This window comes from Marinobacter sp. ELB17 (genome assembly GCF_000169375.1).
In the GTDB taxonomy this organism is placed as follows: Bacteria; Pseudomonadota; Gammaproteobacteria; order Pseudomonadales; family Oleiphilaceae; genus Marinobacter.
The window spans coordinates 29,492-53,317 of the sequence record NZ_AAXY01000004.1; the positions used below are offsets into that span (position 1 = coordinate 29,492).

Sequence of the window (23,826 nt, forward strand, 5' to 3'; positions counted from 1 at the left end):
CTAACACACATTGTTTAAATGAGGTGCAACACCATGATCAACCTGACAGGTGAACTACTAATTGATGGCCTTTGGCACGTCGGCCACGGCGATGAATTTGAATCCCTGCACCCGGTAACGAACGAAACGATTTGGGACGGCAGCGCCGCTGGTATAGAAGACGTAGACGCGGCCGTGCGCGCCGCCCGCAAAAGCTTCCGTGTATGGCGCAACACCCGCTTTGATGAGCGCCTTGCCATTGTGAAAGCATTTGGGGAATTGCTTGAAGCCAACAAAGAGGCCTTAGCCACATTAATAGGCAGGGAAACCGGCAAGCCGCTGTGGGAGTCGCGCACCGAAGTTGCGGCGATGATCGGTAAAATCGGTATTTCAGAGCAGGCCTACAACGAGCGCACCGGCATCCGTGAATCTGAGGTGGCCGCTGGCCATGCGGTGCTGCGCCACCGGCCCCACGGTGTGGTCGCGGTATTTGGCCCCTACAACTTCCCCGGGCATCTGCCTAACGGCCACATTGTGCCCGCTTTGCTGGCGGGTAATACGGTGATTTTCAAACCCAGCGAACTGACCCCGGCGGTGGCCGAACTCACGGTACGCCTGTGGCAAAACGCCGGCCTGCCAGACGGCGTGATCAACCTGATGCAAGGCGCCGCCGCGACTGGAAAAGTACTGTCCGCGCACCCGGGGCTGGATGGCCTGTTCTTTACCGGCAGTTCCGCCGTGGGCCATCGCTTGCACGAACAGCATGGCGGCCAGCCGGAGAAAATTCTGGCGCTGGAAATGGGCGGTAACAATCCGTTGATTGTGCAGAACGTAAGCAATGTAGACGCCGCCGTGCACCACACCATTCAATCGGCGTTTGTATCTGCCGGCCAGCGTTGCACCTGCGCCCGCCGCTTGCTGGTGCCAAAAGGCAACAAAGGTGATCTGTTCCTGGAGCGTTTGGTGGGCGTAAGCGGCCGGCTGACGGTGGCTGAATTTGACGCTGAGCCCCAGCCCTTTATGGGCGCTGTTATCTCGCCCGCGGCGGCAGAGAAATTGCTGGCAGCGCAGGCGCAGATGGTGAAGAAGGGCGCAAAAATGCTGTTGGAAATGAAGCAACTTAAAGCCGGTACCGGTCTGTTATCGCCGGGCATAATAGACGCTACCGGTCTGGAATTGGAGGATGGCGAGCACTTTGGGCCATTACTGACCGTATATCGTTATGATAGCTTTGATGGTGCTCTGGAACTGGCCAATAACACCCGCTTTGGCCTGGCGGCAGGTATTTTGACGGATGACAAAAAACTGTACCAGCGCCTGCTGGAAGAAACTCGAGCCGGCATTGTGAATTGGAATAAGCCGTTAACCGGCGCCAGCAGTGCAGCGCCCTTTGGTGGGATTGGAGCCAGTGGCAACCACCGCGCCAGCGCTTATTACGCAGCGGACTATTGCGCCTGGCCCATGGCGTCGCTAGAAGCCAACGCTAGCGAGCTGCCAGGCACTCTGGCACCGGGGCTTCACTTCGACTGATCCGGGTAGCACATCGACGTTTATTCAAGGCCCGTTCAGGGCCATCTGCTATGGAATCATTGAAAATGATAAATCATGCCCGAGAAGCCAACTTTGACGGGCTAGTGGGGCCCACCCACAACTATGCCGGGTTGTCCTGGGGCAACGTGGCATCGAAATCCAACGTCAGTGCGGTGTCTAATCCCAAAGAAGCTGCCCTGCAGGGGCTGGCGAAAATGAAGCAGCTTGCTGACCGGGGCTATGTGCAAGGAGTGCTGCCGCCCCACGAACGCCCGCACTTGCCGACCTTGCGTGCTTTGGGCTTTAGCGGCAACGACGCAGACGTTCTGGCGCAGGTGCTAAAAAAGTCTCCGGAATTGTTGGCGGCGGTGTCTTCCGCTGCGGCCATGTGGACAGCGAATGCAGCCACGGTTTCGCCCAGCGCCGACACCCGCGACCGGCGGGTGCATTTCACCCCGGCCAACCTGGGTGCCAAGTTCCATCGCTCCATTGAGCACGTGGTCACCGGCCGTGCTTTAAAGTCCATATTCAGCGACCAAAGCCATTTTACCCACCACCCGGCGCTGCCAGCGGTGAGTCATTTTGGTGATGAAGGCGCGGCCAACCACACCCGTCTTTGCAGCGATTACGGTGCTCCCGGGGTGGAGTTGTTCGTGTATGGCCAGCGTGCGTTAAATGATAAGGCGAAGGCGCCCAAGCGCTTCCCTGCGCGGCAGACCTTTGAGGCGTCACACGCCATTGCCCGGCTGCACAATTTGCGCGATGAAGGCGTGGTATTTGCCCAGCAGAACCCGGCGGCGATTGACGCCGGTGTGTTCCACAACGACGTGATTGCGGTCGGTAATGGCAACACCTTATTTTATCACGAGATGGCGTTTCTGAATGAAAACTCCACGCTCAACGAAATTCGCGAGCGCCTGACCGGATGTGAGCTGCAAGCGGTGCGGGTGAGCGACAGTGAAGTGCCTCTGGCCGATGCAGTTTCGTCTTACCTGTTTAACAGCCAACTCCTCAACACCGACAACGGCATGCTGCTGGCGGTGCCGGGCGAGTGCCGCGAAGTGGCTAGCGTGAGCCAGTATCTGGACAAACTGGTGGCCAGCGGCGGACCGATTACCGCGGTGGAAGTGTTTGATGTAAAGCAGTCTATGCGTAACGGCGGAGGGCCGGCTTGCCTGCGCTTGCGGATAGTACTGAATGATGAAGAGCGGGCGGCCATGCATCGGGGCGTAATTCTAACGGATGTTTTATACGAGCGTTTGACTCACTGGGTAGAAGCCCATTATCGTAACAGGCTCAGCCAACAGGATCTGGCCGATCCCATGTTGCTGCAGGAAGTACAAAAAGCGCTGGACGAACTCACCGGCATTCTGAGCCTGGGGTCGATTTACGATTTTCAACGGGGATAAAAAACACCCATGGTGACACCTTATTTGCGCATGGCATTGCTGGTGGTTACAGCTTTAACGACTGTGGCATGTTCAAAATCAACGGGTGAGACTGTCACTACAACAACAGCTTCAGGCCCGGCAGTTGTGCATGTGCGCACCGCGGCGGTTGAAGGCGGCGATGCTCGCGCGGTGTCCCTGCGCTTTGCGGGCATAGTGCGTGCCAGCCAACGCGCAACGCTGACCTTTCAGCTCAGCGGAACCCTAACTGAACGTAAGGTGGAGTTGGGCCAAACTGTAGAGGTTGGCGATGTGCTGGCGCGTATTTACAGCCCCGCCCTGGAACCGGCGCGGGATTCTGCCAGCGCTCGCCTGGATGAATTGACCACCAACTATCAACAGTCACAACGCGAATGGCAGCGCGCTAGCAGCCTGCGCGAGCGCGGTGTGGTGTCGGAACAGGCACTGGAACAGATCGCCGCCCGCCGCGACGGGCTCAAGGCCAGTGTTGCCACCGCCCGGGCATCGTTAGCCGAAGCCAGTAAAATGCTGGAAGAAAATACTCTGAAAGCGCCATTTGCCGGTCGTGTTGAAGCCTTGTTGGTCGAGCAGGATGAATTCGTTGCCGCCGGTCAGCCGGTGATGCGCATATCTTCACCCAAAGGGCGGGAAGTGGAAGTGAGAGTGCCGGTGTACCTGCTGGACCACGTTAGCCTGGGCGCAAGTCTGCCGGTGTGGTCGGTGCAAGATCGCAGCCAGGCTCCGGTACAGGGCAGCGTGATTGAAATCGCCCAGGCCGGTGCCATTCGTGGCGAGCTACAACCGCTGCTGGTGAACCTTCCGGCTAACACCCTTAATGCAGGTATGCCGGTAGAAGTGGGCATAACCCCGCAAACCACCGCGGCCTTAACCGTGCCGCTGCTGGCGGTGATACGTGACGTAAACGCCGCTGCCAGTTCCGCTTTCAGCCCTCTGCCTAGCTCCAGCTCTAATTCCATACCCGGCCCCAGCTCGAGCACCAGTGTGTTCCTCGTACGTGATGGTGTTGCCCGGCGCACGCCGGTCACGGTCTTGCGGATATTGGGTGAGCGCGCGGCCATTCAATCCGAAAGCCTGGTGGCGGGTGATCAGGTGGTGTACGCCGGCATGACCAAATTGGCTGACGGCGACACCGTGATTGAAGCGGCGCAAGCTGTGCGCACTCAGCCGGTAGAAGGATAGCAACGCCTTGATCACCCGCCGCCTGCTGAATTTTCAACGCCTGCTGGGCATGGTTGTTACTATGTTGTGCCTTCTGGGCATTGCCGCTTACAGCACCATGCCGCGCCAGGAGGACCCATCGTTCCCCTATCGAGCGGGCCTTGTGTCGGTGGTTTATCCCGGTGCCAGCGCCGCGGATATCGAGCGCTTGGTGCTGCAACCGCTGACCGACGAATTGCGGCAAGTGGAGGAACTGGATTACAGCCAGGGCATTGCTCGCACCGGTGTAGCGCTGCTGAGCTTGCGCCTGAAAGACACGATATATGAAACCGATCCGGCTTGGGACCGTGTGCGCCGGGCGATGGACCGGGCACGCCGGGATTTTCCTGACGATGTTGGATTGATGGCGCTAGACGACCGCTTGATTGATATTCCGGCGATTGTGCTAGCAGTGGCGGGGTCGCCCTCTGTTACCGAGCTGACCGCAGTGGCCGAGAGGCTAAAGAAGAACCTGGGTGATATCAGCGGATTGTCCCGCGTTGAGCTAGACGGCGACAGCGATGAACAGATAACCCTGGCGTTAGACGACTCTGCGCTCTTCCGCCTGGGCATATCCCCGGCCCAAGTGTTGGACACCCTGGCACAGCGCAACCAGACCACGCCGGGCGGCTTTGTGGTAGTGAACGGCCGCCGCCTGTCGATACTGCCGAACAGCGAATTTACCGACATTGAAGCCATACGTGCCACGCCCATTGAACTGCCAGACGGCTCCCAAGTGCCGCTGGCGGCGGCGGCGGATGTGTGGCGCGGACCAGTGGAGCCGCGCCAGCCGGAAACCTGGTATGACGGCGAACGGGTGGTAACGCTGTCGCTGATAATGGAAGAAGACACCACCGATGCCATTCGCTTTGGCCAGCGGGTGCGGGAGCGATTGCAACAGATCCAGGGTGATTTTGCGCCTTATCAGATTCACGAGATGTTCTTCCAACCGGACAAAGTGCAGGAGCGCTTGATAGGCTTGGCGTGGAGCCTGGTGCTGTCAGTGCTGATTATTGTAGCGGTGGTGTTCACTGGGATGGGCATACGCATGGGGCTTTTGGTGGCGTCCATTCTGCCGATGGTAGCGCTGATCAGCGTTGGCCTTTATGACATGGGCGGCGGCGTGCTGCACCAGGTAGCCATTATCGGCATGGTGATTTCCCTGGGCATTCTGATTGATAACGCCATTGTTATTGTGGAGAACATACAGGGCCATCTGGATGAAGGCATGCGCCGGCTAGATGCCCTGCGCAAAGCGGTGGGTGAGCTGGCAGGGCCTTTGGGTGCATCAACCGGCACCACCATCGCCGCGTTTACACCCATGTTGTTGTCGAAAGGCGGTGCCGCCGACTTCACCCGCGGCGTGCCGATCATGATCATGCTGACTTTGTCTGTTAGCTACCTGCTGGCCATATCTGTGGTGCCATTGCTGGCGGCGCGGTTTCTGAAGGCCCGCCGTAGCGAGAAGGAAGACCGGTTGATCGGGCTTGCGCGTTTTCTTGGCGGTCTGGTGTTCTACCATCCCAAGCGCTTGGTGCTGGCGGGCTCGTTATTGGTGTTTGCCAGCCTGGGCATGACGCCGTTTATGGCCCAACAGTTTTTCCCGAACGCCGACCGGCCGCGGGTGATTGTGGAAATGTATCTGCCCGAGGGTACTGATCAGGCCCAGACATCGGCGGTGGCTGCCCAGCTGGAACATGCGATTCGCAGCCAGCCGGCGGCGCTGGATATACAGCGTTTTGTCGGTTTTGCCGGCCCCAGTTTTTATTACAATCTACAGCGATCACCCCAGGCGCCCAACCGCGGCCGACTGGTGATACGCACGCCCACCCTGGCCGATACCACCGACATGATTCGCTGGGTGCGCACCTATGTGGCTGAATATCTGCCTGAGCTGGATGTGGTGGTCGGCACCCTGGCGCAGGGGCCGCCGCGGGCAGCGCCGGTGGAGGTGCGGGTATACAACGCCAACGCGGAAGATCGCGCTCGTGCCACCGAGCAGGTCTTCCGCGCCTTACGGGCGACCGTTGGCACGGTAGACTTGCGTCATGACCTGGATATTGGCGTGCCTGGCATTGAAATTAACGTGGATGACGCCACCGCTGCACGCTTTGGCCTGACCCGTGCCAACGTGGCGAACAGTCTTTACGGCCAGAGTTTTGGCATAGCGGCGGAAACCTATCGCCAGGAAGACGACCCTATTCCGCTGGTGTTGCGTTCCCGCGAGGGCACGGCTATTTCCCTGGAACGGTTGCTGTCGGTGAACATCTACAACAGCCAGGGTGACGCCATACCGCTGGCGGCGCTGGCCTCGGTAGACACCCGTTGGGAAGCGGCGGTGATGTATTCCCGCAATGGTGTGCCAATCAATACGGTAGCGGCGAACCTGGTCACCGGGTTCAGCTTTAGCCAGGCTCTGGATGGCATGAATCGTGCGCTGGAATCCGACCCTTTGCCGCCGGGTACGCGGTTGGAGCTGGGCGGTGATGCCAAAGGTTCGGGCGACGCTAACGGCGCGCTGTTAAAGGCTGCGCCCATTGGTATTTTGCTGCTGTTATTCTTCCTGCTGTTGCAGTTTAATTCCTTCCGCCGGGTGGGGATTATTCTGCTGACCGTGCCGTTGGCCACCGTGGGTATATTCCCGGGGCTGGTGCTGAGCGGTTCGCCTTTTGGTTTTCAGTCATTGTTGGGGGTGATTGCACTGGTGGGTATTGTGGTGAATAACGCCATTGTGCTGCTGGATGTGATGGATAGGGAGTTGGATAACGGCCACGACATTTTTAACGCCGTGCGCAAGGCCGTAGAACAACGCACCCGGCCTATTCTGTTGACCACCGCTACCACGGTGGCGGGTTTGCTGCCGCTGGCGTTCAGCAGCTCTACGTTGTGGCCACCCATGGCCTGGGCCATTATCTCCGGCTTGCTGGCGTCTACCGTGCTGACGCTGCTGATGATTCCTGCGGTTTGCTCGCTGCTGATCAAAGTGCCGGTAGCCGAACCGGACAACTTACCGGCCTGATCCGTTTTCCGGCTGGCTATTTGAATTTATGGAACGTTCAAACAGCCAGTCGGGACACCAGCAATCCCACACGCTGGCCAACGGGCACATCGCGGTTTGGAAACACAATGGCTTCGGGCTTCCCGCCTACGCAGTAGCGTTGATTGCTGTCTTCCCAAATGACAGTGCCCGGGGCGTATTGGGTGAAGTTTGCCACGTCATCCGGCACGTGAAACTGAAAACCCTCACCGCTGTTCAGAATTTCGTGAACCACCTGAAATATAGCCAGCTCTTGTAGGCCGCCTGCTGTGGCTGCAGAAGCTGGCGCTGGTAATCCGGCCAGGCGCCGTTCCAGTGCGTTATGAATACCTTGAAAACGGCTCAGATCGTTCTGGCCGAAGGGTTTTACCTGGCCCAGCTCTACCGTGAAGCTTTGGGCGTTCAGAGCGGATGACGAAAATGAAGCAAAGGTGGTGCCGGCTTTGTGTTGCAGCAATAGGGTATGCACATCCGCTTCCAGCAAAAAGGCGCACTGCTCAGCAGGTACCTGGCGGCCGGCCACAAACGCATAGAGTGCGAACTTCTCCCGTTGAGAAGAACGTATGGCGGTGTGCAGATCGTAGTGGCTCAACGCCAGGCCCCGTGCCTGCGTTTGCTCGGCGAAGGTCTGGCACAGCTGTTCCAGCTGCAGCGCGCGCTCGGCTTCTGGTGTTTGACGGACTTCGTCACGCCGGTGTGCGCCGCTGAACAGTCGGTTCAGGTTGGCGTCAATAAAGCGCTTGCCCGTTACCATGGCCTGCGGGTTGCCGAGTATCAGCAAGGTGGGGCAGGCAGGCTGTAAGGCGCCACTAAGCAGTTCGTTAACCAGCTGGTTTAGCACTTCGATGGGCGCGGTTTCATTGCCGTGAACACCGGCAGAAATCATCATCGCGTCTTGATGGGTGTTTTGGCGGCTTACTGGCGGGCTAACCTGTAAAATGCCGGTGCCCAGTTGCACCAGTTCTCCCCCGCCCGGCAACCCATGGCGGCATTGGGGAAGGGCTTTGCTGGCGTTTTCCAGGGTGTGGCTTAGCCAGTCTTGTTTGCTGTTAAAAAATGCGCTGCTGGCGGTCATTGGTTGCTCTTTATCAGGAATTCCTTGTCAGGAGTTCATCGGGCGCTGATGTCGTAGCAGGTGGTTTTCCAGTTTGCGGAACACAAACACCAGTATAAAAGTGAGCATCAGGTAAATCAGCGCGACGAATATGAATGCGTCAAAGGGTGCGTAGGTGCGTGCGTATATATTGCGCGCGGCGCCGGTCAAATCCACCATGGTAACCACGCTGGCAATAGCGCTGGCGTGCAGCATGAAAATCACTTCGTTCGAGTAGGCCTGAACCGCACGGCGTGCCGCGTTGGGCAGAATAATGCGGCGCATACGCAGCATCCAGCTCATACCGTAGGCTTTGGCAGCTTCAATTTCACCCATCGGCGTGGCGATAATGGCACCGCGGATAATTTCGGTGGTGTAGGCGGCTGTGTTGAGGGTAAACGCCAGCAGGGCCGGGTAAAAAGGCTCGCGGAAAATATTCCACCAGAAGGTTTCCTGAATACCGGGAATCTGGGCAATACCGTAATAAATAATGTACAGCTGAATCAGCAGCGGCGTGCCGCGAAACAGATACGTATACACCCAGATCGGGCCAGACACAAACGGGTTGCGCACGGTGCGCAGAATGGCCAGGGGTAATGCAATGACAAGGCCGATCAACAGCGACAAAAACACCAGCTGCACGGTGGTTACCAGGCCATTCCAGTATTCCAGAAGGGTCATGACGGTGAAGATATCGTTCTGGTTCAGCCACTGGCTGATGAAGTCTGGCATAAATCAGCTCCTTTGCACCACGCCAACATTGGCGCGAATGTCCAGCCACTTGATGAACAGCTCGGAAACCGCTGTCAGCGACAGATAAACAAAGGCCACGGGGATGAAAAAGTGAAACGGCATGCGCTCGGCTTTGGCGGCTTCTTCAGCCACTCTCACCATATCGGTCAGGCCGATAATGGATACCAAAGCGGTGGTTTTCAGCAATACCTGCCAGTTGTTGCCAATGCCAGGCAGAGCATGGCGCAGCATTTGCGGAAATATAATACGTCGAAAGGTATGCCAGCGTGAAAATCCATAAGCCCGGGCAGCTTCTATCTGGCCGGTGTCTACCGCCAAAAAGGCACCGCGGAAGGTTTCGGTCATATAGGCGCCAAAGATAAGACCGATGGTGACCACGCCGGAAATAAAAGGGTCGAACTGAAAAAAGAAGTCGATTTCGTAGGCTTCCCACAACACATCAGACAGGCTGTTCACCGCCAGTTGACCGCCGTAATAGAACAGCATCATCATCACTATGTCTGGGACGCCGCGAATGCAGGTGGTGTAGGTGGTCGCTATGGCTCGCAATGGTCGGTTGTCCGACAGCTTGGCAGAGGCTCCAACCAGGCCTAGGATTAGCGACACGGCCAGCGACAGGAACGCCAGTTCCATTGTCACAATAGCCCCGCTCAGCAGTTCCGGGCCGTAACCTTTTAGATCAAGCATGAAATATTCCGGTAATCCGGGGTGGCCAGAGTGGCCACCCCGAAGGCATGATTAAACCTTGATGTCGTAAGCGAAGTATTTCTTCATGATGGCATCGTAGGTGCCGTTTTCTTTGAGGGTGTCTAGTGCTTTGTTGACACGTTCGGCCAGGTCTGTATCGCGCTTGCGCATGGCAACGCCGACGCCTTCACCCAGCTTCACTGACTCGCCAATTTCAATAAAACCGTCTTTGTTTTTGATGGTCTGTTCGCCCACCGGGTAGTCTACAAATACCACGTCAAGGCGCTGGCCTTCCAGATCCAGAACCATGTCGTCGGCGGTGTTGTAACGCTTGATGTTTACAACGCCGGTCATGTTTTCAGTGACAAATGTATCCATGGTAGTGCCGCGCTGCACGCCCACAGACTTGTCTTTCATGGCGTCCATGTCGGTTACGTCGATATCAAACCCTTCCGCCGCAAACCAGCCGCCCGGTGTGTTGTAGTAAGGCTTGGAGAACAGTACGCGCTCGGCGCGCTCCGGGGTGACTGACATGGAAGACATGATGGCGTCAAACTTGCGCGCCAGCAGGCCAGGAATCATGCCGTCCCAGGCTTGGATGACAAACTCGCACTTGGCGTTCATTTCTTCGCACATGGCTTCAGCCAGCTCGACTTCAAAGCCGGTGAGTTCGCCATTTTCATCTTTGTATTCGAACGGCTCGTAGGGCACGTCGAAAGCAATGCGAATGCTGTCTTCGGCCTGTACCGAACCCGTCAGCATGGCCAGCGCGCAGCTGGCGGCAATCAGAATTTTTTTCATGGGTGAACTCTCCAGTGGTTTGCCTTTAATGGCTTTTTTTATCACTACGCTGAATAAAGCACGAATTACAGAAAAATTGTACAAAAACACAATACAGAAAATGAAATACGAAAAACACGATAACACCCGTTATCCGAACTTGGGAGCCAGAAATTGCTGCATCCGCTCAGATTCCGGGTTGTCGAATACCTTCGTTGGCGAACCTTGTTCTTCAATGACGCCCTGATGCAGGAACAGCACCTTGGTTGAAACGTCTTTGGCGAAGGCCATTTCGTGGGTAACCACAATCATAGTGCGGCCTTCTTCAGCCAAGCTCTGCATAACCCGCAACACTTCGCCCACCAGTTCCGGGTCTAGCGCCGAGGTAGGCTCGTCAAACAGCATGACGTCCGGCTCCATCGCCAGGGCTCGTGCAATCGCGGCTCTCTGTTGCTGGCCACCAGACATCTGCGCCGGATAATAGTCCTTGCGCTCGTAAATGCCGACCTTGTGCAAATAGCTTTCGGCGCGCTCGATGGCTTCCTTCTTGGGTACCTTCAGCACGTGGATGGGCGCTTCAATAATGTTTTCCAGTACGGTCATGTGCGACCAAAGATTAAAGCCCTGGAAAACCATCGACAGTTTTGCGCGTATTAGTTCTACTTGGTGGTTGTTAGCGGGAATGCGCTCGCCTTTGCGATTTTGCGCAAAGCGGATGGGGTCGCCTTGCACAATAATTTCGCCGGAAGTTGGCGTTTCCAGCAGGTTAATACAGCGCAAAAAGGTGCTTTTGCCGGAACCTGAACTGCCAATCAGCGATACAACATCGCCTTTTTGGGTTTCCAGCGAAATGCCTTTTAGCACATCGAGCTTGTCAAAGGTTTTGCAAATATCCTTACAAATCAAGGGCGCTTGGTCCGCCATTGTTGGCTCCCGAGGGTACAAATCAAAGGCATCTGTTTTACGGACTGTGCCAGTGTAAATCAACACTTTTTATACGGTCTGGTTTGCCTTAATGCAAACACTTTAAGGACACATTCTGGTTTCGAAATAACGTGTTTTTGTGAGCATGCTACAATTTGCGGCTGCGCGCCCTTTGAATGCTTGATAGTTTGCCAAGCCGTGCTCTGTATTCAGGGCCCGTTTTACCGAAAATACTGACCGGTCTGATTAAGGACTGGCGCTACTGAAAAGGCAAATGTGCGTGTCGCAACTGCAATTGGCAATTTTACTGGGAATGACGGTGGCACTCGGGCCCCTGGCTTTGGATGCTTACCTGCCTGCGTTCCCGCAGATTGCCGAGGATTTGAACGTTGATCATACCGATATAGGGCTTACCCTGAGCGTTTATGTAGGGGCTTTGGGCCTTTCGCAATTGGTGGGTGGACCGCTGTCTGACCGCTACGGTCGGCAGATTATTTTGCTGGGCGGCCTGTTTGTGTTCGCCGTTGCCGCAGCCATGGTGGCACAAGCGAGCAGTCTGAACGAAATGCTGGGCTGGCGGTTGGTGCAGGGCATGGGCGGCGCCTTTTGCGCGGTGTCTGTGCCGGCTATTGTGCGCGACCAGTTTCACGGTAAAGACGCAGCTCGGCTGTTTGGTCTAATTGGCTTGGTTATGTTTATAGCGCCGGCAGCAGCGCCTACTCTCGGGGTGATTTTGTTGGCATTGGCCGACTGGCCGGCGATATTCCTGATGCTAACGGGCTACGCGGTATTTTTAGCCGTTGTGCTGAAGCTGCGTCTATTTCGCCATTTGCCTGCCAAAGAGCGGGTAAAAACCCCGGTATCTACTCTGGTCACAAACTACAGTCTGGTGCTGAGACATTGGGTGACCATGCGTTTTGTTGCCATACAAGCGCTGTGTTTCAGCGCTATGCTGGTGTTTATCACCCACGCATCCTTTATTTATCAGGAATGGTTTGGCCTCTCCAACACCCTGTTTTCTGCACTGTTTGCCGCCAATATTGTGTTAATGGCCAGCCTGAACATAGTTAACCGTTATTTGTTAAGGCACTTCGAGGCGGTGTCGATTCTGCGGGTATCGGTATTGTTGCAATTTATCGCGTTGCTGGTGCTAGTGGCGCTGGCTTGGGTTGGGGCTCCCTGGTGGGTCATTGCCGGCTGCATTGTGACGGCCGTGGGTTTTATGGGTTCCATCATTCCCAATAATATGGCGAATGCTCTGGAGTTTTTTCCGCACCTGGGTGGCACGGCTGCGGCGATGCTGGGCGCTACTCAATTCACCCTGGCCGGCGCCATCAGTGCATTTTCTACCATGGTGGTGGAGGAGTCTTTATTGAATGTAGTGATTGTGATGGCGGTGTGCTCAATGCTGGCGGCCATACTGGCATTCGGTGCGCCGCACGCTGTTCGCCGCGAGGTTGCAAAAAACAAAGCTGTTGCCGGTGCCGCTGTGTTACCCGAGCCTTCAACCCCAAGCTAACGGCAGCTTGTTGAGTTGTTTGCTCAAGTTCAGTGCAGGCCCTCTGAGAATGCGCTGATTGATGCCGGTCCAGAACACTGCAAGGTACTATTAAGAAGGCAGAAACCGGCACGAAGGCAGAAACCGGAACACGGTGTTGCCTCACAGGAAGATTTCCCTGAGCGACAGCGTATTTTTAGTAATGCGTTCGGCCCCGGTGGCTGTAATGCGGACCGTTTCGCTGAAACCGACGCCGAACTCGCCCGGCTTGCGCAGGCAGATTGGCAGATGAAACACCATGTCTTGCTCCAGAATTGCCGGGTTGTCTGTGGTTATAAACATGGAGCCGGCGACCCAGGATGGCGGAAATGACGCGCCGACCGGGTAGCCAAACACGCCGGAGAAAAACGCACGGTCGACGATTGGCGCTAGCGCGAGCTCGCCTGCGCGGGCTGCCGAGGCGAAGCTTGACCCGGCGCGCGCGGCCGACATTACTGCTGCCAGAACTTCAAGACAGACCGCATGAAATTCACGAATTTCGGCGGAAGCTTCGCCAACGACGGCGGTACGCATCATCGGCGCGGTGTAGCGTTTGCGAACCGCACCGAATTCAGTGAACACTACATCTCCGCGTGCAACCTCATAACCCGCATGATTGGTATGAATGATTCCGCTGCGCGCGCCAGTCGTCACAATCGGCTGCATGCTCATGAATTCGCTGCCGGCCCCCAGCATGGAGCTGGCACCAGCCCGGGCAATTTCATGGTCGGCCACACCCGCTTTTATCACCGCTGTTGCTGCGTTTAGACCGGCGTTGGTAATGGCGGCGCTTTCGGCAAGATACGCCAGTTCGGCGGATGATTTAACCAGTCGAACACGATCGATCAGTGCGCCGAAATCGATAAATGTGGCGGCGTCTAACGTGTTCTTGAGTGCCGAAAGCAGTCCCGGCCGAAAAGAGCCCGCCCAGGGGTTAAAGCCGATTCGCGGTGTTGTGCTTCCCGCCGTGCGGCGCACCTGAGCAGCCAGATCGCTTGCCACTGTTTCGGGCGCCTGCCATGGGTAGCCGATAACGTCGTCCACCCGGCTCAGATACACGGCAGGGCCCATCTCAATGGCCGGCACGAAAAGCACGGTTCTATCAAACGCGACTAGCAGCACGCACTGGACCGAGACCTCGAAGGTCGTGTAGCCGGTCAGATAACACAGTTCGCTGGCTTCGGTCAGTAGTAACAGGTCAAGTTCGGCTTCGGCCATCCTCTGACGAACAGAGGCGAGCCTTGCCTCGTATTCGTCCGGCTTGAACGCCAGTACGGGCTCGGGGAAGTGGCTTTGCAGTTTTTCGCGGTAGGTAAGGTAATCCATAAAATGATCGCTCGCCGTTGCGGAAGCAGGCCCTCATTAGTCGTTCATTCATGTCCAGTTTGCAAGAAAAAAGGGGGTTTGGATTGCTATGGCAATTAATCTGACTCCGTAACAGACTCATCGTAATAACCCATATGCCGCGCAACAACCGGAGGGTGTTATGATTAGACCGTTAAACCGAAAACCGCCAATGGAGAAACAGCGATGGCGAAAAAGAAAGCACAGCCGACAAAACACAGCGCGGTTCAGCGCGAACTCAGAACCCCGAAGTACCAGATGCGGGTAGTGGAGAACAAAAGTAAATACCGTCGCAGCCGTGACAAAACCACAAGGATGGAGGATTTTCGCAAGGCTGCCTGACCGGCTGTTTTACGAAAGTCCTCCGTTTCAACGTCCTTCGCTTCAGAGGCAAGACAGATCCATTTTCTGACCTGCCTTTGATTAGCAGAGTAACGCCTTACGGGAATTGATGGGTGCAGATATTCTGGCTTAAACGCAACCTGAGGCTTCAGGACTCAGAACCTTTTTTTGAAAGCATGCGAGCCTTCCGCAAGAAGGGGAAAGTGCTCCCCCTCTACTGCCACGAGCCTGAGCTGATTCAGCAGCCAGATGTTTCAAGGCAGCATCAATTATTTATTCAGGAAACTCTCGAAGAGCTTGATCGCGATTTTCAGTCGATTGGAGGCAAGCTGCTTCAGGCTGTTGGCGAAACGGTGGATGTTCTTGATCGCATCCACCGGGTGCAGCCTCTAACCAAGATATGGACCCATCAGGAAACCACTCAAAACAGCCAGTTCCAGCGAGATAAAGCGGTTGCTGCCTGGTGTGCCGACCATGGCGTTGAACTGCTAGAGCTTGCGCAAAACGGGATTGCCAGAGGGTCGCAAAAGCCCGAGTTATTCCCGCCTTATTTTGCCTGCTCTGTGTCATCCAAACTTCGTGACCCTATTGGCACCGACCTAGCCGAGCGATTCGCGCCCCTGCCGTTTCCGTCTTGTGATCCGAAGGCAATACCAAAAGCCGCTGGAACCGACAAACCGCTGAGGCAGAAGGGCGGGCGGTCACAAGCCATCAAAAATTTAAATCGATTCTTCACCGTTCCGTATTTAAAGCAATACCCGTTTCAGATATCCAGCCCGAATACGGCTTGGCAGGGCTGTTCGCGGATATCAACGTATCTGGCTTACGGTATTGTGTCGGACAGAGAGCTATTCCAGGCTGTGGATCGAGTGGTAACCGACGCGCACAGCCGGATGAACGCTGACCAGTTCGGTAAGTTTCAGGAAAACGCGCGTTTCTACTTGGATAGGTTGAGCTGGCGCCGACAGTATATGCAAACATTTGAAGCCAGTCCCGAGCTGGAATTTCAGTGCATGCTGGCGCAGTTTAACGGTGTCCGCGAGGCAGATTACTCGGAAGGGCATTCTTTGACGCATTCTTCAACGCCTTCTTCAGGACAATCTGAACAACACTTCACAGCCTGGAAACAGGGGCTAACCGGGTTCCCCTATATTGATGCGGCGATGAGGTTCCTCAACCAAACCGGCTGGATTAACATGCGTCTGCGGGCAACCCTGGTCTCATTCGCCACTATGAATCTGTGGATACCCACCACCAAAGTGGCGGAATATCTGGCCACCGAGTTTCTGGATTACGAGCCAGGTATTCATCACGTTATTCATCAGATTATAGCGGGCACCACAGAATTCAACGAGCTTATGGTTTATGACCCGGTAAAACAGGGCAGGGACCATGATCTTGACGGGCATTTTATCCGCAAGTGGGTTCCGGAACTTGCGGATGTGCCCGGCAGTGAACTTCATGACCTGGCTAAGACGGCGTTCAGGCTGTCAAAACAAGCCGAAATTCGCGGTTATATGCCTTACCCGGAAGCCATTGTGGATCATCGGGCAACGGCAAAAAAAGCCAAAGACAGGGTAAGCGATTTGCGGCGAAGCGATTCAGACCGCCAGGGAGTGTCCGTGGAGAAGTCGAGCGAACAAAAGCAGGATTTTCAGCAGTCACTGTTCTGAATCAGCAGTGACTGTTCTTAATAGGGAGAAAGTGGTCGGCTGGCCGCAACTGAGAGGGATTTATGAAAACAAACCTGCCCCGGTACAGTAGAGGGCTCATTAGAGAGGTTTTTAGCGCCTTTCTACTATTGGGTCTGACTTCCTTTGGCGGTCCCGTTGCCCATCTTGGCTACTTTCGTACGGAGTTTGTGGAACGCCGTCGCTGGCTTTCCGAACAGGCTTACGCCGACCTTGTCGCCCTGTGCCAGTTTTTACCAGGACCGGCCAGCAGCCAGGTAGGTTTCGCCCTGGGCCTGATGCGAGCCGGCCCTTGGGGCGCCGCTGCGGCCTGGGCTGCTTTCACTCTGCCTTCGACCATTGTGTTGGTGCTGTTCGCTTTGGGTGCCGGGGTGCTTGATGGCCCCGTCAGCCAGGGCATCATTCACGGCCTGAAAGTTACAGCGGTGGCGATAGTCGCTCATGCGGTATGGGGAATGGCGCGCAATTTATGCCCTGACCGCCAGCGTGCCGGCATCGCTCTGGCAGCGGTGTTCACCGTGGTGTTGTTCAACGGCTCGCTGGGCCAAGTCTCGGCCATCGTAATTGGCGCCTTAGCGGGCATGGTGCTGTGCCGGGCTCAGGCCGACAACGATGTACCCGAGTTGCTGTTACCTGTTTCTGCCCGTGTTGGCTTCTTGGCGGGGCTCATCTTCGTTGTCTTGCTGGTCGGCCTGCCGTTACTGGCCTGGGTTACCCCTTCAGCCACTGTGGCGGTTATGGATGCCTTTTATCGCGCTGGCGCCCTGGTGTTTGGCGGTGGTCACGTCGTGTTGCCGTTGCTGGAAGCCGAGGTGGTGCAATCTGGTTGGGTTGGGGCGAATGAATTTCTGGCTGGTTATGGTGCCGCTCAGGCCGTGCCCGGGCCTTTGTTCACGTTTGCCTCCTATCTGGGCGCAGTGATGACACCGCTCGGAGGTAGCCTGTTCGGAGCCGCCCTGGCGTTGTTTATGATCTTTTTGCCTGGAATGCTGCTGCTGGTAGCGGTGTTGCCGCACTGGAATCGGTTTCGCCGCTGGGGTCGCGCGCGGGCATTGATGAGTGGTGCCAATGCAGCCGTGGTGGGCATTTTGGGCGCAGCGCTTTATCAGCCGGTGTGGACCAGCGCCATTCTGGGCCCTTACGAACTTGCCTTGGCACTGACCGGCTTTCTTCTTTTAAACGTATGGAAATTACCGGCTTGGGCGGTGGTGATTGTCTTGGCAAGCGGCGGCATTCTCATCACCATTTGATCGCACATCGTCTAACACGCATCGTCTAACGCACATCGCCAGCTGCGCCCGTTTTCCAAAGCTCTCCTTTTGCATGAAGAGGCTATCTGATGGCATTTTTTGGTAAGAAAAAACAAGAACTGCGGGCCGCTCTCGACAAGCTTGAGGTTGCCGAAAAGCGGATTATCGAGCTGGAGGCGGATTTCGAGGCCATTAAAGAATCCTTGGCCGTTCTGGTGCTTACCCCGGATGGCCTGATTGACCGGGTAAGCGATACATTCCTTGCGCTGCTGGGATACAAGGCTGAAGAGTTAACCGGGAAGCATCACCGTGTGCTATGCGAGAGCGCCTATACCCGTAGCGAAGAATACATCGTGTTCTGGCGAAGTCTGGTTATTGGCGTTGCACAGAATGGGCGCTTTCTGAATCTTGATGCAAGCGGGCAGGGTGTTTGGCTGAGAGCACGTTATCTGCCGGTAAGAATCAATAAAGGCATGGTCAGGCGCATTATTGTGGTGGTGGAGCCGGCTGAAAGCTAGCCCTGCCTTGGTTTGATGTGTTCCAGTTTGCTTCTGTACACCTTCTATACAAAACGCGAAGTGTTCTCACTGATAATTTAGGGGATAACCGGTACTATTGCGCTTCAAAGCCGCGGGCGGGAGTTTCCGCCTATTCCCTGACACACACAAAAGACCTACCAGCGATGAAAAATCTGACCATTCAGACGCGTGTGCTGTTGCTCGCACTCTTGCCTGTAATCGTACTTACGGCGTTTCTGACCACGTATAACCTGAACCAGGCCAGGGGTATTGGCGACAGCGCAGTGGCGGGGTTTTCCTCCGATATGGAGCTAAGCAAGCGTCAGGAGCTGAAAAACTATATTGAGCTTGCGCGTACCTCAATTGCCCATCTTTATAACCAGCCCGGTTCTGCTGAAGATCCTGATGTGCGTCAGAAAGCCTGGGAAATACTGCGTCAGCTGAGATTCAATGACTCCGGAAGTCCGGGTTACATTTTCGCCTATGACACCAGTGGCGTGAGCGTTATGCATGGCGTGAAACCAGCGCTTGAAGGCAAGAATCTCTGGAACTTTCAGGACCCTAATGGGACCTACCTGATCCGCGAACTGGTAAAAGTGGCTTCTGACGGCGGTGGCTACGTTTCTTATGGGTGGCAGAACGAAGCCACAGGCAAAGTGGCCCCGAAGCTGGGTTACGCAGAGATGCTACCGCAGTGGAATATCATGATTGGTACCGGGTTTTGGGTAGACGGTCTGGGAGAACAGGTCGCTGCCATGGACAGCAAAGTCGGGGATGCATTGGATAACGCTGTCATTGGTTCAGTAACGACCTCACTGATTGCGCTGGCTATTATTGGGCTTTTTGCCCTGGTTGTTGTCCGTAGCATTATCCGGCCACTGAAATCCGCGGCATCTGCAATGAACGATATCGCCAGCGGCGACGGTGACTTGACCCGTCGACTGGATATAGATGGCAAAGATGAGTTGAGTCAGTTGGCAATCGCATTTAACAGCTTTGCGGATCAGGTGCACGGACTGGTTGAGCAGGTTCTCTCATCCACGGGTACTTTGAACGAAGCCTCTGCAGAACTGAGTCAGGTAATGGAGGAGTCAACGCAGGGCGTGGAGCGTCAAAAATCCGAGAGTGATCAGGTGGCAACAGCCATGAACCAGATGACGGCTGCAGCACAGGAAGTGGCTAATAACGCCAGTGAAGCGTCTGATGCTGCGGACCGTGCCAACGTTCAGGTAGTGGATGCCCAGGGCCTGGTACATCAGACCATCGAGGTAATCGGCGGTTTATCAGAGCAGGTTGCGGAAGGCGTTAAGGTGATTGAAAAACTGGGCGCGGATTCCCGAAAAGTCGACAGTGTTTTAGAAGTGATTCGTGCGATTGCTGATCAGACAAATCTGCTGGCCCTGAATGCGGCCATAGAGGCTGCGCGCGCCGGCGAAGCTGGCCGAGGCTTTGCGGTGGTCGCAGATGAAGTTCGCACACTGGCCAGCCGGACCCAAAAGAGTACCCAGGAAATTCAAGAGACGATCGAGCGGCTGCAAACCGGTGCCAGCAACGCCGTGAAGCTGATTGGTGCAATCAGTGAACGCAGTGAAGCGACCGTCGTGGAAACCCGTCAGGTGAATGAAGCGCTGAAGAGAATTAACCAGGCTGTTGGTACCATCAACGAGATGAACATCCAGATTGCCAGTGCCGCCGAGGAGCAAACCAGCGTCTCCGAGACCATCAATCAGAATGTTCACGAGATCGTTGCTATAACAGAGCAAACCGCCCAAGGGACTCGTAGGGCTGGAGCGGTCACACAAAGGCTCAAGGCGCTGGCGGCAGATATGTCAGACCAGGTCAGCCGTTACCGCGTGTGAGTGGGAATGATAGAGAGTGAGTTGAAAATTAAGTGCTTCGCAAATTATATTGGTAGCGCTGTGTAGTAGGGATGAATAACGTTGACACAAGACTTACTGTTATCTCTCGGCCAGTATCATCCTGTTGTGATTGAGGGAATGGGTGGCTACGACCCACGGGATTCTGCTCTTGTGGCAGCTGAGGTCTCAGAACGACTTATGTCGTACTGGGACCGAAAGCAGGTACAAAAACCAAAGCTCCTCATCACACAAGGTGACCCACTGGAAGAGCGGGGTATTTCTGCAATTACACCTCTGGTTGCTGCCAGATTTGGCTTGTCCCGCGGTCTTGTCTGTCTGGACGAGGAGATCGCTGAGTACCACTCGCCCAATGCTGACCGAGACAATGTGATCCTGGAGGTTAAATACTCCCAGCTAGTCGATGTGTTAAACGATAGCCGGCCAGGAATAATGGAACGTCTGGAAAGGGCAATCGATGACCGCATCGACAGGAAGAATCAAAAACGTAAAGCTCTGGGTGAAAACCCGCTAAAAGACTACTTCCGTGATTTTGCGTTGTTGCAGGAAGTGACCAAGGCCGCGTGCTCGCACCTGTGTCGAGGTATTACGGTTGCCCACACGTCCAGCGAAATCAGTGAGTTTTCGGTCACCGGTTTTTACACCGTCGGACTTGAACTTGGATTAGTCGATCCAGATGACATGGTGCCGTGACACCAGCGACTTAGCGGTTTGGGGCCGCCAGGTTTTTAATATTGCCCAGGCCAGTTATCAGAGCGTCGCAAACCTGATCGTGGTTCAGGGCATCGCCCCGAATTGTCAGATCGGCATAGCGGGAATACAGGGCGGATCGCTCCTTAAAAAGCTCCAAAAGCGATTGTTCAGGCCTTTTTGAAATACCCCGCAAGCTATAGTCACCAATCCTCGCAAACACGGTATCCAGAGCGATATCGAGAAAGACAACGGTGGCTCCGGTCTTGAGGTGCCTCATAGCTGCGTCACTATAGACGGCGCTGCCACCCGTGCTGATAACGTGCTGTTGCACACTCAAGTGCAACAGCACCTGTTCCTCTGCCTTGCGCAAGGCAACGTAGCCATCCTGATCAACGATCTGCTGAAGCGTACGACCGGTTTCTTGTTGTATCAATAAATCGGTGTCAATAAACCCCAGTCCGAGTTTCTTGGCAGCCAGCACGCCTACCGTGCTTTTACCGCTGCCGGGCATACCAACAAAAACGAGGTTCTGGGACTTTTCTAGCATGTCGTACACCCTGATTTACGAGACCGCTCAACCTTCAATCTTCAAAGCTCAGCCTTTTTGCCGCGCTTCTGCCCGTCGACAGGCTGTCGCGGTGAACAGCACGTCGGTGGAAGAGTTAAGGGCTGTTTCAGTGGAATCTTGCACCACGCTGATCACGAAGCCAATAGCGACCACCTGCATGGCAACTTCAATGGGCACCCCAAAAAGACTGGTTGCCAGAGGAATTAAAAGCAACGAGCCGCCGGCGACGCCGGAAACACCGCAAGCCGCCAGGGCCGAGACCACGCAAAGAATCAGCGCGGTGGGAAAATCAACGGGGATGCCAAGTGTATTCGCCGTAGCCAGGGTAATCACCGAAATGGTAATAGCGGCACCGGCCATGTTGATAGTTGCGCCCAGCGGGATAGAAATCGAGTAGGTGTCTGGATCCAGCTTCATTCGCTCACACAGCGCAAGATTAACGGGGATGTTAGCTGCCGAGCTGCGGGTAAAAAAAGCGGTGATAGCGCTGCCGCGCAAACATTCGAACACCAGTGGGTAAGGGTTGCTGCGAATCTGCCAGAACACCAGTAACGGATTCGTCACCAGCGCTACAAACACCATGCAGCCGACAATAACCCCAAGCAGCTGGCCATACTCCAGCAAAGCACCCAGGCCCGCCTCTGCCAGCGTAGTGGCAACAAGCCCGAAAATGCCTAAAGGCGCAAGGCGAATAACGCCACGAACAATTCCGGAGACAGCGTCAGAAAGGTCGTTAAGGCCCTGGCGCGTGGCCTCGCTGGCGTTACGCAACATAAAACCAAGACCAATCGCCCATGCCAGTATGGCGATGAAGTTGGCTTCCATCAGTGCCGTTACAGGATTGGCGACAGCGCTGAGTAACAAATTTGTCAGAATTTCGCCAACACCCGAAGGCGGATTGCCAGTCACGCCAGTCAGGTCCAGGGTTAGCTCGGTCGGCATCAGAAAACTGGCCACCACTGCAACTATCGCAGCGGCAAGAGTGCCTGTTATATAAAGAACCAATACCCCGCGGATATGGGTGGGCTGCCCCTGTTTGTGTCCTGAGATAGCTGCAGCTACCAGTACAAAAACCAACACAGGCGCCACGGCTTTCAATGCCGAGACGAATAGCTGACCGAGAAGCGCAAAAGAGCTCGCAGTCTCTGGCGATACTATGACCAGCAAAACACCGGCTGCAATGCCGAGGGCAATCTGAGAAACAAGACTCAGCCGCATCACTGATCGGAAAACAAAGCTCAATCCAGAAAACATGAAAACCTCAGGGTGTGATTTTGAAAAACGGACAATGATTCGGTTGGCGATTGGGAAAGTGGTCGAGCCGGCAAATGGGTCGCCGCCACAGTAGACATCTGGCAGGGCTATGGCAACGCAAAGTTAACATACATGTTGAGAGTCTGGTCCTCCGCCTGAGGACGGTTTTTGAGCTGGTCTATCAGATTGCGGTTCCATAGCCGGCTATGGTGTGGACAGATGTGACGAAGGTAACGGTTGCGAGCTTAGTCGAGTGGGTTTAAGGTTATTTGCAGAATGGCCCCAACCTTGGGGTCCGCTTTGCGGTGAAGCTGCTGTGGGATTTTTTGTTTTGTGCGGGCTTTATAAAGATGATTGACAGAAAGGATGTTTGGCAAGAGCCTGGGCAGGTAATTGATATTGCGGGCTGGGATATCCACCAAGACTACGAAGTTTTTCCGGTTGGTGCTCGCGACAAGTCGTTGCGCGTTTCTCCAGACCCTGCCCCATTCGACTTCTGCCTGGCCGGGCATCGTTACCTGTTCAAAGAGGCGATAAAAAGCGCCAAGAATCCAAATCAACCGAGATATCCTGATCAGTATTGGGCCGAGGTCATCGCTTTTCGTGTTGGTCGATTGATGGGTCTGACTTTACCTCCTGTTTTTGTAGCAATTGATTCGCTCAGTGATGAGCCGGGAACCGTAAACGAATGGTTTTTAGGATACAACGACGAAAACGATGAGCGTTTTTCCCAGGCGGAGACTACATGCAACGCCGCATTCCTGACTACGATCGGGAGAAAGGCAAGCGACACAATCTATCCACTATCATTACATTAAGCCGTGTACTGGAGCGAGGCGGATGGCTCTCTCATGATTGGCGACTTTATTGGGGGCTAGGTCTTTGTTTTGATGCCTTAATTGGTAATACCGACAGGCATCAAGAGAACTGGGGTCTGATTTGGGCGGAAGACGGCCCTACCGCGAGGTTTGCACCATATTTTGACAACGGAACCAGTCTCGGCCATGAGTTGCAACCCGAGAAAATGCAACGCATGGTGCGTGATCCAAACGAGTTTAACGCCTATCTACGAAGAGGGGAGCACCAGATGCGCTGGTCGTTGGGTGACGAACGGCGTTTACCGTCAATTCAAGGAATTGTTCGGTATTGTGAGCATTTCCCGGAGATTAGGCCAATACTAATAGAACGGCTCGTGGGAGTGTGCGAGGATGAGTTGGTGGCAATGCTGCACAACTTAACGCGCTTTGACCTTCCTCATCCATTTACTCAGCAGCGCGCTGAGTTCGTTGCTTTTCTTACACTGCGAAGGAGGGAGCGTCTACTGCAGGCGCTGGAGAACTGA

Annotated in this window: 21 protein-coding genes; 13 read left to right on the top strand and 8 right to left on the bottom strand. The window is 55.2% G+C overall.

The features are described from left to right. Positions 1-33: 33 nt before the first annotated feature. From astD to MELB17_RS06495, 4 genes are all read left to right on the top strand, one after another. Complete coding sequence (astD, locus tag MELB17_RS06480; protein WP_007349365.1) at positions 34-1,509, top strand: succinylglutamate-semialdehyde dehydrogenase; 1,476 nt, start codon at positions 34-36, stop codon at positions 1,507-1,509. A gap of 65 nt (positions 1,510-1,574) precedes the next feature. Beyond that, a complete protein-coding gene (astB, locus tag MELB17_RS06485) occupies positions 1,575-2,918 on the top strand; it encodes an N-succinylarginine dihydrolase (protein WP_036183863.1) in 1,344 nt (447 codons plus the stop codon). Positions 2,919-3,050: 132 nt separating this feature from the next. Beyond that, positions 3,051-4,118: an efflux RND transporter periplasmic adaptor subunit gene (locus MELB17_RS06490; protein WP_007349367.1), complete on the top strand. Its 1,068-nt coding sequence runs from the start codon at positions 3,051-3,053 to the stop codon at positions 4,116-4,118. Between the two features lie 10 nt (positions 4,119-4,128). Then, positions 4,129-7,155 carry an efflux RND transporter permease subunit gene (locus MELB17_RS06495; RefSeq protein WP_036183928.1) on the top strand — a complete coding sequence of 1,009 codons (3,027 nt, stop codon included), beginning with the start codon at positions 4,129-4,131 and terminating at the stop codon, positions 7,153-7,155. Positions 7,156-7,192: 37 nt separating this feature from the next. Here MELB17_RS06495 and astE read toward each other — a convergent pair whose 3' ends face one another. From astE to MELB17_RS06520, 5 genes are all read right to left on the bottom strand, one after another. Next, positions 7,193-8,248 carry a succinylglutamate desuccinylase gene (gene astE, locus MELB17_RS06500; RefSeq protein WP_007349369.1) on the bottom strand — a complete coding sequence of 352 codons (1,056 nt, stop codon included), beginning with the start codon at positions 8,246-8,248 and terminating at the stop codon, positions 7,193-7,195. 27 nt (positions 8,249-8,275) lie between these two features. Then, positions 8,276-8,998, bottom strand: a complete 723-nt coding sequence (locus MELB17_RS06505; protein WP_007349370.1) for an ABC transporter permease — start codon at positions 8,996-8,998, stop codon at positions 8,276-8,278. 3 nt (positions 8,999-9,001) lie between these two features. Then, positions 9,002-9,706, bottom strand: coding sequence for an ABC transporter permease (locus MELB17_RS06510; RefSeq protein ID WP_007349371.1), 705 nt, complete (start codon positions 9,704-9,706; stop codon positions 9,002-9,004). A gap of 51 nt (positions 9,707-9,757) precedes the next feature. Then, positions 9,758-10,507 carry a transporter substrate-binding domain-containing protein gene (locus MELB17_RS06515; RefSeq protein ID WP_036183931.1) on the bottom strand — a complete coding sequence of 250 codons (750 nt, stop codon included), beginning with the start codon at positions 10,505-10,507 and terminating at the stop codon, positions 9,758-9,760. A gap of 129 nt (positions 10,508-10,636) precedes the next feature. Continuing rightward, positions 10,637-11,410: an ABC transporter ATP-binding protein gene (locus tag MELB17_RS06520; protein WP_007349373.1), complete on the bottom strand. Its 774-nt coding sequence runs from the start codon at positions 11,408-11,410 to the stop codon at positions 10,637-10,639. 280 nt (positions 11,411-11,690) lie between these two features. On the opposite strand from MELB17_RS06520, the gene MELB17_RS06525 reads away from it, so the two are divergent. Further along, positions 11,691-12,929 (top strand): multidrug effflux MFS transporter, encoded by a 1,239-nt coding sequence (locus tag MELB17_RS06525; RefSeq protein ID WP_007349374.1) that lies wholly within the window; start codon positions 11,691-11,693, stop codon positions 12,927-12,929. Between the two features lie 141 nt (positions 12,930-13,070). Here the strand turns inward: MELB17_RS06525 and MELB17_RS06530 are convergent, their stop codons facing one another. Further along, positions 13,071-14,273 carry a M24 family metallopeptidase gene (locus MELB17_RS06530; RefSeq protein WP_007349375.1) on the bottom strand — a complete coding sequence of 401 codons (1,203 nt, stop codon included), beginning with the start codon at positions 14,271-14,273 and terminating at the stop codon, positions 13,071-13,073. 204 nt (positions 14,274-14,477) lie between these two features. On the opposite strand from MELB17_RS06530, the gene MELB17_RS24960 reads away from it, so the two are divergent. From MELB17_RS24960 to MELB17_RS06555, 6 genes are all read left to right on the top strand, one after another. Continuing rightward, entirely contained in the window at positions 14,478-14,633 is a 156-nt protein-coding gene (locus tag MELB17_RS24960) for a hypothetical protein (RefSeq protein WP_007349376.1), read from the top strand. A gap of 113 nt (positions 14,634-14,746) precedes the next feature. Next, positions 14,747-16,306, top strand: coding sequence for an FAD-binding domain-containing protein (locus MELB17_RS06535; RefSeq protein WP_007349377.1), 1,560 nt, complete (start codon positions 14,747-14,749; stop codon positions 16,304-16,306). A gap of 62 nt (positions 16,307-16,368) precedes the next feature. Further along, positions 16,369-17,574, top strand: a complete 1,206-nt coding sequence (gene chrA, locus MELB17_RS06540) for a chromate efflux transporter (protein ID WP_007349378.1) — start codon at positions 16,369-16,371, stop codon at positions 17,572-17,574. A gap of 89 nt (positions 17,575-17,663) precedes the next feature. Continuing rightward, positions 17,664-18,092 (top strand): PAS domain-containing protein, encoded by a 429-nt coding sequence (locus tag MELB17_RS06545; RefSeq protein ID WP_007349379.1) that lies wholly within the window; start codon positions 17,664-17,666, stop codon positions 18,090-18,092. Between the two features lie 164 nt (positions 18,093-18,256). After that, positions 18,257-19,951, top strand: coding sequence for a methyl-accepting chemotaxis protein (locus tag MELB17_RS06550; RefSeq protein ID WP_007349380.1), 1,695 nt, complete (start codon positions 18,257-18,259; stop codon positions 19,949-19,951). A gap of 81 nt (positions 19,952-20,032) precedes the next feature. Next, positions 20,033-20,662, top strand: coding sequence for a hypothetical protein (locus MELB17_RS06555; protein WP_007349381.1), 630 nt, complete (start codon positions 20,033-20,035; stop codon positions 20,660-20,662). 10 nt (positions 20,663-20,672) lie between these two features. Here MELB17_RS06555 and MELB17_RS06560 read toward each other — a convergent pair whose 3' ends face one another. Both MELB17_RS06560 and sstT read right to left on the bottom strand, forming a co-directional pair. Next, a complete protein-coding gene (locus MELB17_RS06560; protein ID WP_007349382.1) occupies positions 20,673-21,209 on the bottom strand; it encodes a shikimate kinase in 537 nt (178 codons plus the stop codon). Between the two features lie 48 nt (positions 21,210-21,257). Continuing rightward, on the bottom strand, positions 21,258-22,484 hold the full coding sequence (sstT, locus tag MELB17_RS06565; RefSeq protein ID WP_007349383.1) for a serine/threonine transporter SstT: 1,227 nt from the start codon (positions 22,482-22,484) through the stop codon (positions 21,258-21,260). A 269-nt stretch (positions 22,485-22,753) separates the two neighbouring features. Here sstT and MELB17_RS24965 point away from each other — a divergent pair, with 269 nt between their 5' ends. After that, entirely contained in the window at positions 22,754-23,302 is a 549-nt protein-coding gene (locus MELB17_RS24965; RefSeq protein WP_198136455.1) for a hypothetical protein, read from the top strand. Further along, positions 23,230-23,826, top strand: coding sequence for a hypothetical protein (locus MELB17_RS24970; RefSeq protein ID WP_007349385.1), 597 nt, complete (start codon positions 23,230-23,232; stop codon positions 23,824-23,826). The genes MELB17_RS24965 and MELB17_RS24970 overlap by 73 nt, the downstream gene beginning before the upstream one ends.

Coding starts and splice junctions, on each gene's coding strand:
- chrA (WP_007349378.1), top strand. CDS start 16,369: ATGAAAACAAACCTGCCCCGGTACAGTAGAGGGCTCATTAGAGAGGTT.
- MELB17_RS06515 (WP_036183931.1), bottom strand. CDS start 10,507: ATGAAAAAAATTCTGATTGCCGCCAGCTGCGCGCTGGCCATGCTGACG.
- MELB17_RS06560 (WP_007349382.1), bottom strand. CDS start 21,209: ATGCTAGAAAAGTCCCAGAACCTCGTTTTTGTTGGTATGCCCGGCAGC.
- MELB17_RS06510 (WP_007349371.1), bottom strand. CDS start 9,706: ATGCTTGATCTAAAAGGTTACGGCCCGGAACTGCTGAGCGGGGCTATT.
- sstT (WP_007349383.1), bottom strand. CDS start 22,484: ATGTTTTCTGGATTGAGCTTTGTTTTCCGATCAGTGATGCGGCTGAGT.
- MELB17_RS06520 (WP_007349373.1), bottom strand. CDS start 11,410: ATGGCGGACCAAGCGCCCTTGATTTGTAAGGATATTTGCAAAACCTTT.
- MELB17_RS24970 (WP_007349385.1), top strand. CDS start 23,230: ATGCAACGCCGCATTCCTGACTACGATCGGGAGAAAGGCAAGCGACAC.
- astD (WP_007349365.1), top strand. CDS start 34: ATGATCAACCTGACAGGTGAACTACTAATTGATGGCCTTTGGCACGTC.
- MELB17_RS06545 (WP_007349379.1), top strand. CDS start 17,664: ATGGCATTTTTTGGTAAGAAAAAACAAGAACTGCGGGCCGCTCTCGAC.
- MELB17_RS06550 (WP_007349380.1), top strand. CDS start 18,257: ATGAAAAATCTGACCATTCAGACGCGTGTGCTGTTGCTCGCACTCTTG.
- MELB17_RS24960 (WP_007349376.1), top strand. CDS start 14,478: ATGGCGAAAAAGAAAGCACAGCCGACAAAACACAGCGCGGTTCAGCGC.
- astB (WP_036183863.1), top strand. CDS start 1,575: ATGATAAATCATGCCCGAGAAGCCAACTTTGACGGGCTAGTGGGGCCC.
- MELB17_RS06505 (WP_007349370.1), bottom strand. CDS start 8,998: ATGCCAGACTTCATCAGCCAGTGGCTGAACCAGAACGATATCTTCACC.
- MELB17_RS06530 (WP_007349375.1), bottom strand. CDS start 14,273: ATGGATTACCTTACCTACCGCGAAAAACTGCAAAGCCACTTCCCCGAG.
- astE (WP_007349369.1), bottom strand. CDS start 8,248: ATGACCGCCAGCAGCGCATTTTTTAACAGCAAACAAGACTGGCTAAGC.